Genomic DNA, 13015 nt, shown 5'->3' with positions numbered 1-13015 from the left:
GTATTCCATGTTTAAAGAATACAAAATGCCAAAAGATTTTCTTTGGGGAGGGGCGATTGCTGCCAACCAAGCAGAAGGGGCGTATCAAGTTGATGGTAAGGGCATCAGCCTCGCTGATTTACATGTTTTCCATGCGGATAAAACAAATGCAGAAATTGCGGAAGAGCAACATAAAGGAATGTCTTTGGCTCAGTTGAAGGCGAATATGACAGATGAACAAGGCTATTATCCTAAACGCCATGGGATCGATTTTTATCATACCTATCCTGAAGATTTAGCGCTATTAGCAGAGATGGGCTTTAAAACGTTTCGGACGTCGATTGATTGGTCGAGGATTTTTCCTACGGGCGATGAAACGAAACCGAATGAAGCGGGTTTGGCTTATTATGATGCATTGATTGATAAGATCCATGAGTTAGGGATGGAGCCGATTATTACGATGCTTCATTATGAAACACCAGTAGACATTACTTTAAACTACGGTGGTTGGCATAATCGGAAAGTGATCGATCTATTTGTAAAATATGGAAAAACAATTTTAGATCGTTACAAAGATAAAGTGAAGTACTGGATCGTCATCAATCAGATCAACTTGATCCAATTTGAACCATTCAATTCAACTGCTATACCTTATGATACGGTGGATCATTACGAAGAAGCTAGTTATCAAGCGATCCATAATCAGTTCGTTGCCAGTGCTAAAATCTATGAATATGGGAAAAAGCTCAACCCTGAAATGCAAATCGGAACGATGGTTGCAGATTGCACTGCCTATCCATTTTCTTGCGATCCAGATGATATCATTTTGGCTTTACGTCGTAATCGGATGGAGTATTTCTATACAGATGTGCAATTTCGAGGGGAATATCCTCAGTATGCGTTGAATTATTTTGCTGAAAATAATATCCATCTCGAGATCACTGAAGAAGACAAAGCCATTTTACAAGCGAATACGATGGATTATCTGGCTATTTCTTATTATTATTCGCAAATGGTCGACTCCAAGAAAAACGATTTGAACCCTGCATCGGTGACACCTAACCCGAACTTGAAAGCGAATCCATGGGGGTGGGCAGTGGATCCTAAAGGGTTGTATCATTCACTGTCGCAATATTGGGATCGTTATGGTAAAGCGATTATTATTGCAGAAAATGGCTTTGGAATGTATGACCAGTTGGAAAACGGCAAGATTCATGATGATTATCGGATCGATTATCTGGCTAGTCACATTGAAGAAATGAAACGTGCGATGTATGATGGAGTCAATGTGATTGCTTATTGTGCATGGGGGCCGATTGACATTATCAGCTGTTCATCTGCTCAAATGGAAAAACGTTATGGATTTATCTATGTGGATCTGGATAATGAAGGAAAAGGTAGTGGTGATCGGATCAAAAAAGATAGTTTTTACTGGTACAAAAATGTGATTGAATCGAATGGAGAAAATTTGTAAAGTCGCCAGTTTAAAGAATAGGTGTGATGCGAGACATGGATCTTCGTATCCACCTTTTTTTGAGATAGTGTGGCAAATCAATGGATAGCAACACATGTGTGGGGGAGATAGAAAGTGGCAACGAAAAGGCAAAGAGAGATTATTGCGTATCTTGCAAAACGACAGCAGCATTGGGTCACTGCGACGGAACTAGCAACATTTTGTAACTGTACGACTCGAACCATTCGTAATCAAATCACAAAGATCAATGAGACAGAGCAACAAATTATTTCTAGTAATCAAGGGTATCGGATCAAACAACCTACCCAGGGTAAGCAAGTGATCCAAACAACGAATGACCGGCAATCACAGTTGTTTTTGACGTTGTTAAAAAGCAATCATGGCATTGATCTCTATGATCTGGCAGACACGATGTTTCTCTCTGAGTCAACGTTAAAAAATGACATCCAGCTTTTACGTAACGAGATTCAAAATAAACAATTGAAATTAACGATCAAAGCGAATCAAATTTATTTAGAAGGATCAGAAAGTGATAAAAGGCGTTACATGATTTCATTACTGTATGAGGAAGGCGATTACCAGGAAAAACTAAAGTACCATGTCCAAGATATGATTGGTACGCTTTCGCTTATTGATCTAGAGCAAACCATCCATGATGTCTTAGCTTCACACAAAATCAAAATTAATCGCTATTCGATGAACAATATTGTGCTTCATTTTGCGATTAGTATTGAACGGATCCGCCAAGGAAATGATTTGAAAAGTGTGAAGGACTTTCCATTAAGAAATGATGCAACGGAATTTCAATTGTGTGTGGAGATTACTGAACTTCTTTCGAACACTTATCACATTTATTTTTCTGATGCTGAAGTCAAGCAGTTATCCTTACTTTTTATTGGATTACAAAATGAATATCTTACGAATCGCAAAGAGCTATCCTTGTCCAAAATTGTTGAAGCTCGAGTGATCGAAACACTAAATGAAGTTTTAGAGAAAGTCAAAGAAACCTATTTGATTGATTTACAAGATGAAGCTTTTTTCAATAAATTAGCTATCCATCTGCAAAATCTTTATGATCGCTCTCAATATGAACGGTTCACCCGGAATAGCAGCCTTTTAGATATTAAAACAGCCTATCCGTTAACGTATGACATTGCGGTTTACTTGTCGATGTTGGTACAGGAAAAATTAGCGATTTGGTTTAATGAGGATGAGATTTCTTTTATCGCTTTACACATCGGGGCTTACTTAGAAAGCAAAAAAGAAAAAAGACCAAAGTTGCGAGTGCTAGTTGATCACAACAATTACCATGATTTTGAAGAAACAAACGTTCAAAATATTCGTAGTATGCTAGGGGAAGATGTGGAGATCGTGGCGGTTGATCATCATGAGGTAAGCGTACAAGAAAATGACGTGTATGTCTCTTCTGATCGTGACAGAGTGACCGAAATCAATGGCGCAGTATATGTCCATCCTATTTTGACACGTAAAGATTTTGCAAAGATCCAAAAACGGGTGACTGCCAAGCGAAAAAGTAATTGGCGAAAACAGATGTTTCATTTGATTGATCGGTTTATTATTGAAGATCTCTATTTTAATCAATTTGATCCGACCGATCAGACACCTAAAATGATTCGAGAAAAATTGTTTGATCGATTGTTAGTGACAGGGTATGTGGAGGAAGAATTTTTCCAGAGGATGGAAAAACGAGAAGCGATGTCATCGACCAGTTTCCCATCAGGTATCGCAGTACCCCACTCGCTGGAACAACAGGCGAAAAAAAGTGCCCTTTCGATTATGACCTTGCAAGAAACCCTCAAATGGGACGAATATCCTGTTCAAATCGTAGCTTTAGTTGCCATCTCACAAGATGAAGCCAAAGAATTTAATGATTTTTTTGAAATGTTTATCGAAATCGTTTCTGATCCGATCAATGTGCGATTGTTAGCGGGTGCAGAAAATTTTACAGAATTCATCTTAAAAATGAAGATGTTGGTCGAAACGGAAGAATGATCCGTGAATGTTGAGGGCGTTGGTTTTATTCTTGCATGAGAGGAAAGCTCGCTTTTGTCTTAGGGATCACTGCTAATCGATCATTGCCAAAGTAGCCGAAAGCTTTCTAGTGATTTTTGGTTACTTTGTTTTTTTGTGCTTGCAGTGATGGAAGGAAGTAATTTGAAATCTATTTCTACTAACTTCCAATTGAACGGAGAAGTTTAGGATTGCCCGTTTTTCTCTTAGGCAAGCTGATTTCACGTAAAGTAGTGTAAAAAGAAGGCTAAGCTATAGAATAAAATTGTGTAATAAATCTTAGATAGGTATAATGTAAGGCAAAAGGGAGGAATAAAACATGAAAATTGCAATTGCAGGAGCTGGAGCGATGGGAAGCCGTTTCGGTCTGATGTTACATCAAGGTGGAAACGAAGTACTATTGATCGACGGCTGGGCAGATCATGTCCAACAAATCAAAGAGCATGGGTTAAAAGCAGATTTCAATGGCAAAGAAGTAGTTGAGAAGTTACCAGTCGTTCTTCAATCAGAAGTAGGCGAAGAAGATCAGGTAGATTTGATCATATTATTTACTAAAGCGATGCAATTAGAAAAAATGCTAACAGATATCCGTCCATTGATCAAAGAAGAAACGGAAGTATTATGCTTATTGAATGGAATCGGACATGAAGATATCATTGAAAAATTTGTTCCAATGGCAAACATTTATATTGGTAACACCATGTGGACGGCGGGCTTAGAAGGACCTGGAAAAGTCAAACTGTTTGGAAGTGGTTCAATTGAGCTGCAAAATCTTGGAGAAGGCAAAGAAGAACAAGCGAAAGCACTAGCTGAAAAATTATCAGAATCAGGCTTACATGCGAAATTCTCTGATAACATCCATTATTCCATTTACCGTAAAGCTTGTGTGAATGGCACGATGAATGGATTATGCACGATTTTGGATGTGAACATGGCAGGGTTAGGTCAAACTTCGACTGCGCATAAGATGGTGGAAACGATTGTTCGTGAATTTGCGGCAGTGGCAGAAGCTGAAAATATCCACTTAGATATCCCAGAAGTGATCGCTCATTGTGAATCTTGTTTCGATCCAGAAACGATCGGATTACATTATCCATCCATGTATCAAGATTTGATCAAGAATCACCGCTTGACGGAAATCGACTACATCAACGGTGCGGTTTCAAGAAAAGGGAAGAAATATGGTATTGCAACACCTTATTGTGACTTCTTAACAGAATTGATCCATGCGAAAGAAGATAGCTTGCAGGTAAAATAAAGGGGGATAATTGATGGAACAGGCACAAAGCATGTCACCAAAGATTTTTCTGAACAAAGTACTAGCTGGTACAGCAACGGGGATTATCATCGGATTGATTCCTAACGCAGTATTAGGGGCGATTTTAAGATACTTTAGTGGTTCTTCTTTTGCGATGGCTGTTGCTCAAATGGCGGTCATCTTCCAATTAGCGACACCGTTGATTATCGGTGGATTGATTGCTTTGCAATTTGGTTTTGCACCGATGAAGATGATGGTGGTGGCTGGTGCCGCATTTGTCGGGTCAGGGGTGGTGAAGTTTACTCCTGAGCTTGGTGAAACAGGTGTGTATGTTGGTGCTGGCACAGGCGATATCATCAATACGATGATCACTGCTTCTATCGCAGTTGGGTTGATTTATCTGATTGGTGAACGGTTTGGTTCGGTAGCGATTGTGTTGACTCCGATCGTTGTTGGTGTAGGCGCAGGGGTGATCGGGTTTTATCTCTATCCTTATGTGGCAGATATTACCTCAGCCATCGGGACGGTCATCAATAATTTCACGACACTACAACCATTACTGATGTCGATCTTGATTGGCTGTTCTTTTGCCTTCTTGATCATTTCACCGATTTCCACCGTAGCAATCGGAGTGGCGATCCAACTAGATGGTGTTTCAGCAGGAGCGGCAGCAATGGGTGTCGCAGCAACGACTTTCGTTTTGATCGTGAACTCGTGGAAAGTCAATAAATCAGGAGTGACGATCGCCATTACGTTAGGAGCGATGAAGATGATGATGCCTAATCTGTTTCGCAGACCGGTTATTCTCGTTCCTTGTCTGATCAGTGCAGTGATTACAGCTATTCCAGTTGCTTTGTTGTCTATTTCAGGAACCCCTGCCTCGGCTGGTTTTGGGATCGTTGGTTTAGTTGGTCCTTTAGCTTCTTTAGATGCAGGTCTAAATCCGGCTCTTGTTGTTTTGAGCTGGTTAGTCGTCCCAGTTGCGGCAGCATTGTTCACTCAGTTTTTATGTGAGAAAGTATTGAAACTATATGATCGAGCAGATGTGTTTGAATTCTTAGGCTAGTGAAACGGCTGATTTTTTGGCTGAGTCTGCTCCTTTGATAGTGAGACAAATCATCTCAATAAAAAAAGCTTGAATTTTTAATTCCTTTTTTCGAAGGAGATTAAAAGTTCAGGCTTTTTTAGTAAGTGATATTTTTCTAAGACCAACCAGATTTTCATTGATCAATTATTCTTTCTTTTCCAGTGCGCGCTGTCTCATTTTGATTACATAAGCTCCGATTTCATAGTTAACCATCTGAAAAGCGTTGTTAAAATCAATGGCGAGCAATTGCTCTACTTTATGCAAACGATAGCGAATAGTTTTAGAATGGAGAAACATTTTTTCAGCAGTTTGTTTATAGTTACGATTATTTTGTAAAAAACAGTAAAAGGTTTCAAAGAGATCAAAGTTTGTTTGAGCGAGTGCCACTAAGTTTTGAGGAAGACTTTCTTCGATGGATTGAAGTTGTTCTTCTTGAATAAAATGTTTGAAGATACCGATATCTGCTAATGTCACAATCGGACCATTGTAAAAATCTCGATTGAAATTCAGAATATCAAGACATTCAAATAACAGTTCTTTGATTCCTTGTTTGGGTTTCAAGCTACTGATCGCAAAAGTTAAGTAGGGATTTTCTAAGAGAAAGTCTTGGACGACCCGTTGCAAATAAGCTTTTGTGATCGGTCCATCCGCCTGATCGAAATTATATAAGACAGCCGAATAGTGATGCTGATCAAAGAAGATTGCTTCTTTCTTTAAGGTTCGCAGTAGTGAAATGATCCGGGTTTTCATTAATTGTGTTTGGGTATCTTTTGTCGGAAATACAATAGTTTGATAAGAATCTTTTGACAACATATGGACTTCATGAAGTAAACTATTTAATTCATCAGGATTTTTAGGCGTATTTTGTAAAATGGCATCTGCTAAATTGTTCAATCGGGTGTAACGTTCTTTTTTTAAGAGACTTTCGGTATTGAATTTTTCTTGGAGGGCATCAATTGCATTTTCGATAATCACTAAATCAGTTTCTTTGACGACATCATCTGGAAGATAGACTAAAAGTAAACAGTTTGCTGAATAATTATTGAAAATCGCTACTTCAAGCGCATAGTGTTTTTGAGGGTTGGTATGGGCATATAGTGTTAACAAGGAATAATCATTTTTGGTGAAATCAGTGTTGCGCAAAGTTTCTCGTGCTAAAACAATTGCATCTCGAGGAATCTTCCCATCGCTGATTTCGATTCCTTTGTCGATCAATTTTAATGAAAAGGGTAATTTTATAATTCGATAAAATTCCTCCATAATCGTTTCAATAGAGGAAGACTGGCGTTCTAATTGGTTGAAACGTTGACGAACTTCATAATACGTTCGGAGTATATGGGACTGGGTATTTAACAAAGGTTCATAAATCGTCAAAAGGATTTTTTCATAACTGACCTCTTGCTTAATCTTGATCAAAGGAATACGGTACTTGAAACATAGATGGATAAATCGGTCAGGAATCGTTTTGATAAAACGGTCTGTCTTTAAAATCAACCCACTGATTTCGATTTGGCACATTTTAACAAAAAAATCTTCTAACTCTGCTTCCGTTAAATCATTTAAAGCGTAAAAAGAAGTGAGAATCAATTGATTTTTTTTACTCCAATTCTCAATATCGATCGCTTCTAAGATCATCGCTGTTGTTACTTCATTGTCTAAACCGATGTCTTTAGTTAGGATCTCGCCTTTTTTTAATTCACCTAGTGTCAAAAGCTCTTTTAGTTTCATCGTTTCCTCCTTTTTCCCCTTTATGGATAAAAATTATAGCATTTTTTTAGAAATACGTCCGATGAAAACACTTTCTTAATGTCCTACAATAATAGTGTCAAAAGAAAGAGGAGGAGAAGGATGTTAAACACAGTCATTTTAAAAAATAATTACCAAGATTCAATCAATCTGATGCTTTTAACAAACAAAATCAACTCACTTGAACAAGTGGTCATGAGTCAAATCATGATGGGAACAGATGCGAATAAAGATATTTTAAATAATACCGATTTGTTAACAGATGAAGCAAAAACTGCCTCTCCAAATGATCTGATGATCGTGGTTTCAAGTGAAGACCCAGAAATAATGGATCAAGTACTCCCGCTAGTCGACACGTTTTTAGCTGATTTGTCTGCAAAAAGTACTACGAAAGATAACCAAACAGTGACTTCTTGGCAAGAAGCATTGGATCTTTTACCAGAGGCAAATGTTGCTTTGTTCAGTATTCCAGGAGAATATGGGGCAGCAGAAATGGAACGTGCGTTGAAAAATAATTTACACGTTTTTTCTTTTACAGATAATATTGCGATTGAAGATGAAGTACGTTTGAAAAAACTAGCGCATCAAAAAGGGTTATTAATGATGGGACCAGATTGTGGTACGGGGATTCTTTCTGGCATTCCCATTGCTTTTACCAATGTGGTCGCACCTGGAAATATTGGAGTCGTAGGCGCATCTGGCACCGGCATCCAAGAAGTGACGACGATCATTGATCGACTAGGTGGCGGCGTGGTCCATGCCATCGGTACAGGGGGGCGAGATCTCAGTGACAAAGTCGGAGCAACTACCGTTAAAGATGCCATTATTGCTTTGGAACATCATGAACCTACCGATGTGATCTGTGTCATTTCCAAGCCACCTGCAAAAGCTGTGCGCGATGAAGTCGTACAATTATTACAGAGCATCACAAAACCGGTTGTTGCGATTTTCCTAGGGGAAAAGCCAACAAACCATGAAGGAAAAGTTTATTTAGCCCATACCTTAGAAGAAACTGCTCAAATCGCTGTTGATTTAGCAAATGAGCAAGCAATCAAGAAAAACTACTTTCAATCAATAGAAAAACCCGATGTGCCAGTTTTACCACAAGAAAAAGTGGTCAAAGGATTATATTCTGGTGGGACTTTAGCTGCAGAGGCAGGAATGCTGATCTCTGAAGCGTTGGATCTTGGTGGCTTAGTGAAAACGGAAGGCTATGTTTTAAAATCGCAAGGGTATGAAGTGATTGACTTAGGCGATGATCGCTATACTCAAGGAAAACCTCATCCAATGATCGATCCCGAAGTGCGGATTCAAAAGATTCAGGAATATGCTTCGGCACAAGATACGGGCGTTATCTTACTTGATGTCGTTTTGGGCTACGGAGCGCATGAAGACATGGTTGGTGCGCTACTACCAGCGATCCAAGAAGCACAAATGCAGGCTGAAAAAGCAGGGCGATTGCTTTATTTTGTGGCGACAGTTTGTGGCACGGCCAATGATCCGCAAGATCGTCAATCAGCTGTAGATCGGTTGCAAGAGGCAGGAGTATTTGTGACTGAAAGCAATGCGAAAGCTGTTCATTTAGCTCTCCTATTAAAGGGTGTCACGTTATCTGAAGTAGATAAAGAACTACTTCCTTATACTGGGAGAACGGTAGAAGTTCCTCAACCGAGTGAACGTGTCATGGAATTACTGACGACAAAACCAAGAATCATAAACGTTGGTCTGCCAAGTTTTACTGAATCGATCCTTGCTTATGGTGGACAAACCGTTCAATTTAATTGGCGACCAAGAGCAAGTGGTAATCAAAAAATGATCAAACTTTTGGATAGCTTAGAAGAATACAACGAAAAAATAGAAGAAGAAAATCAACAAGTAACAGAAAAAATCAAAAATGCGCAACCATTCTTGATTGATGTAGTACCAGCAAAATCAGTGATTCCAGAGTTAAATGAGCCAGCAAAGAAAACGTTACTCCACGCTGGACCGCCCATTACTTGGGAAGGAATGACCGGTCCGATGAAAGGAGCTTGTCTTGGAGCAGCACTCTTTGAACGTTGGGCAGAAGACGAAGAAGAAGCCAAAAAATTATTTGAGGCGAATGAAGTCCGCTTCATACCTTGTCATCATGTACAAGCTGTTGGACCGATGGGAGGAATCACTTCTGGTAATATGCCGGTTTTTGTTGTAGAAAATCGATTAGAAGGAAATCGAGCATTTTGTATTTTGAATGAAGGAATCGGCAAGGTACTTCGTTTCGGTGCCTATTCGCAAGAAGTAGTGGACCGCCTTGATTGGATCAAAGAGGTATTAGGACCAACGATTGCTGAAGCGCTGGCGCTGACCGACAATGGGTTGAATCTAAATGTGTTGATTGCACGTTCTATCACGATGGGGGATGAATTTCATCAACGCAATATTGCTGCCTCGTTGAACTTTTTGAAAGAGCTCGCACCATTGATTATCCAAACGACTATTGCAGAAAAACAAAAATACGAAGTCATCAAGTTCTTGGCGGACACGGATCAATTTTTCTTGAATATCATGATGGCAACAGGGAAAGCCATGGTTGATGGTGCACGGCAAGGCAGTAAAGGGACAATTGTAACCACCATGACACGTAATGGGGTTGACTTTGGTATCCGAATCGCGGAAACAGGAGATACATGGCATAAAGCACCGGTAAATACCCCTAAAGGACTGTACTTTACAGGTTTTAGTGAAGCAGACGGGAATCCTGATATTGGTGACAGTGCCATCACGGAAACGGTCGGGGTTGGCGGAATGGCGATGGTTGCAGCTCCTGGCGTGACACGATTTGTCGGTGCTGGAGGGTTTGCGGATGCACTTGCCACTTCTAATGAAATGGCTAAGATCTGCGCCACCCATAATGCTACTTTTTCTATTCCAACTTGGGATTTTCAAGGGACTTGTTTAGGAATTGATATCCGAAAAGTGGTAGAAACTGGAATCACTCCTGTCATCAATACTGGAATCGCTCATAAAAATCCAGGAGTCGGTCAAATTGGTGCAGGAACAGTTAGAGCCCCACTTGCTTGTTTTGAAAAAGCGTTAGAAGCCTATGCTGAGAAACTAGGGATTATCATTGACTAGAGAAAATTGTAAAATCAGTGATTATTTGATTCCGTTGCATCAGTTTGGGAAAATCGGGAAAATCCACAGTATCTTTAATCGGTCATTTAATATTGAGATTGGCGGACAGTTGATCAATATAGCGGATTACTATGATTATCTTTCTAGCTTTGGTATTAATTTACCTCACTCCCTATTTCAGGAGTTGTTACCATTTATCCAACAAGGAAATCAAGTAAGGATCAGTGAAGAGGAATTGCTGATTTATAGTCGAGCAGGCGTCAAAAAAATACATTTGATCCCCTCTACGATCGTTTCCTTGGATCTTACCCAATTAACGTTGACGAAAGCGCAACAGGTAACCTTGAAAACAAGGTTAGAAGAACAACACTTAACAAATAAAATCGGTCTTCCGCTTGATAATCGAACTCGTCATTTTTTTGAGAAAATGAGTCAAAAAAATCATTACTGGCGTTGGGAAGAATGGCAGGAGTTGATTCACTATTTAATTGGAAGAGGACAAGGATTAACGCCAAGTGGTGATGACATTTTAATCGCCTACCTGCTCATGTTGACAATTTGTTCAGATGCTCGAGGAGACGCTTTGATGCGTTCCCTTGAGCTGACTGAATTAGCTACAACTGATGTCAGTAAGGCCTATATCATTAGTTCTATGAAAGGTTATAGCAATTCTTTCTTTTATCAACTAATTTTCGCACTTTCCCAAACGGACTATGGAAAACTAGATCAATTGATCGCAAAATTGATGGCTATTGGTCACACATCGGGCAAAGATTTATGTTTTGGGCTGTTATTAGCTTTACAAGGAATAGAAAACGAAAAGTGAGGGAAGAGACATGGAGAATAGCAAACAACAGCAAGCAGTCAGGGTAGGAAATAGCTACTGGATCAAAGTAGTCGCTATTTTTTTCATCGGTTGGATTCTCATGTATGCAACACGAACCATTTTCAATCCGATCATGGGAGTGGTTGGTGAGCAGTTTGGTCTGAGTAATACTCAACTAGGTTTAGCAAATAGTATTTTTTTCTTAACTTATGCGATCGCACAGATTCCTTTTGGGATAATCGGGGACAAAATCGGTCGAAAAATGATTATTACGGTTGGTTTTCTTTTGTTAGCTGTAGCTACTTATTTTAGTGGTTTAGCGACTACTTTCGTATTGTTTTTAACTATTCGAGCAATTGCAGGAATTGGACAAGGGGCTTACTATGGCCCACAATTTGCGTTATCTACTGAAGCAATCCCCAAAAGTAAACGAACGATTGGAAATGCCATTATTAATAGCGGCATGGCTTTTGGTACTTCTGGGGGTTATCTGTTATCCAGTAAATTAGTATTAGAAAATGGTGAATCTTGGAGTAAACCGTTCTTTATTATGGCATTACCCACGTTGATTGTGGGGCTTTTGTTCTATACAGTCTTAAAAGAAAAAGTGATTCGTCCAGGAGAAGAACCAGAAGAAGAAACAGGTCCTAAAGAGAAAATTTCATTAAAACAAATTTTTAGCAATCGTAATTTAGTGGCTGCGTTCATTCTCTGTTTTACCAGTATTTATGCCAATTTTGTGATTCTTACTTGGTTACCACAGTTTTTAATCGCTGAGCGTGGTTTTACTGGAGCAAGTGTTGGTTTTATTTCTTCTTTGGTACCTTGGGCATCGATTCCTGGAGCGCTCCTTTTTGCACGGATCAATGATAAAACCGGTGCTACAAAAAAATTAGTTTTTCTTTTAGTTCCTTTGGCAATTCTTTCAGTCTTTGCGATTGCTTTTGTCACCAATCGAACGTTGTTGATCTCGGTCTTGATCTTGTATGGATTGACTGGCAAATTAGCCTTAGATCCTATTATGGTAACTTTCGTAACGAAGCATGCACCTAAATCGGCATTAGGAACGTCCCTTAGTGCATACAACTTCATCGGGATGTCTGGCTCGATTCTAGCACCTTATGTAACGGGGTATCTAGCAGATACTTCAGGATCAATGCAAGTTGGCTTTTACTTATCCTGTGTATTGTTAGCCATTGGTTTGTTTCTCTTTGCATTTTTAGCAAAAGAAGAAACGTTACCTAGTGAATCATAAAAAGGGAGAAGTTGAGCTAAGTCTGTCGTGGTTGAAAAATACTAATTTGTGTTTTCAACGCAGATGGGACAGTAGTTCTAAAATAGCTCTAAAGTAGCTCTTAGGATAAGTCACATCAAGAATCGGTTGTTCTTAGATAAATAGGAGAATTTGTAGTTCATTACACGATATAGATAGTAGGTAAATGAGAAATGAGCTACTAGGAGAGTTCTTTAATGCCAGTGATTCGACAAATGAGGTAGAAG

Annotated in this window: 8 protein-coding genes; 7 read left to right on the top strand and 1 reads right to left on the bottom strand. The window is 39.3% G+C overall.

The annotated features are described in order from the left end of the window. Positions 1–7 precede the first annotated feature (7 nt). From IGJ11_RS11615 to IGJ11_RS11600, 4 genes are all read left to right on the top strand, one after another. Positions 8–1453, top strand: coding sequence for a glycoside hydrolase family 1 protein (locus IGJ11_RS11615; RefSeq protein ID WP_251850038.1), 1446 nt, complete (start codon positions 8–10; stop codon positions 1451–1453). A 114-nt stretch (positions 1454–1567) separates the two neighbouring features. After that, positions 1568–3466: a BglG family transcription antiterminator gene (locus tag IGJ11_RS11610; RefSeq protein WP_207432687.1), complete on the top strand. Its 1899-nt coding sequence runs from the start codon at positions 1568–1570 to the stop codon at positions 3464–3466. 337 nt (positions 3467–3803) lie between these two features. Next, a complete protein-coding gene (locus tag IGJ11_RS11605) occupies positions 3804–4742 on the top strand; it encodes a 2-dehydropantoate 2-reductase (RefSeq protein ID WP_034700421.1) in 939 nt (312 codons plus the stop codon). Between the two features lie 13 nt (positions 4743–4755). Continuing rightward, positions 4756–5808 carry a PTS sugar transporter subunit IIC gene (locus tag IGJ11_RS11600; RefSeq protein WP_207432689.1) on the top strand — a complete coding sequence of 351 codons (1053 nt, stop codon included), beginning with the start codon at positions 4756–4758 and terminating at the stop codon, positions 5806–5808. A 165-nt stretch (positions 5809–5973) separates the two neighbouring features. Here IGJ11_RS11600 and IGJ11_RS11595 read toward each other — a convergent pair whose 3' ends face one another. Beyond that, positions 5974–7557, bottom strand: coding sequence for a PucR family transcriptional regulator (locus IGJ11_RS11595; RefSeq protein WP_207432691.1), 1584 nt, complete (start codon positions 7555–7557; stop codon positions 5974–5976). A gap of 120 nt (positions 7558–7677) precedes the next feature. Here IGJ11_RS11595 and fdrA point away from each other — a divergent pair, with 120 nt between their 5' ends. Genes fdrA through IGJ11_RS11580 form a run of 3 tightly spaced genes read left to right on the top strand, consistent with a single transcriptional unit; the run spans position 7678 to position 12770 of the window. After that, the gene (gene fdrA, locus IGJ11_RS11590) at positions 7678–10689 is read left to right on the top strand and encodes a DUF1116 domain-containing protein (protein WP_207432692.1); all 3012 of its coding nucleotides are present in this window, start codon (positions 7678–7680) and stop codon (positions 10687–10689) included. Beyond that, entirely contained in the window at positions 10682–11515 is an 834-nt protein-coding gene (locus IGJ11_RS11585; protein WP_242697187.1) for a DUF2877 domain-containing protein, read from the top strand. The genes fdrA and IGJ11_RS11585 overlap by 8 nt, the downstream gene beginning before the upstream one ends. 10 nt (positions 11516–11525) lie before the next feature. Then, complete coding sequence (locus IGJ11_RS11580) at positions 11526–12770, top strand: MFS transporter (protein WP_063627563.1); 1245 nt, start codon at positions 11526–11528, stop codon at positions 12768–12770. Positions 12771–13015: the final 245 nt, after the last annotated feature.

The organism is Enterococcus sp. DIV0691 (assembly GCF_051711145.1).
GTDB classification, from domain to species: Bacteria; Bacillota; Bacilli; order Lactobacillales; family Enterococcaceae; genus Enterococcus_B; species Enterococcus_B hirae.
The sequence above is the reverse complement of the archived record's forward strand: the minus strand, read 5'-3'. Positions and strand labels throughout refer to the sequence as shown.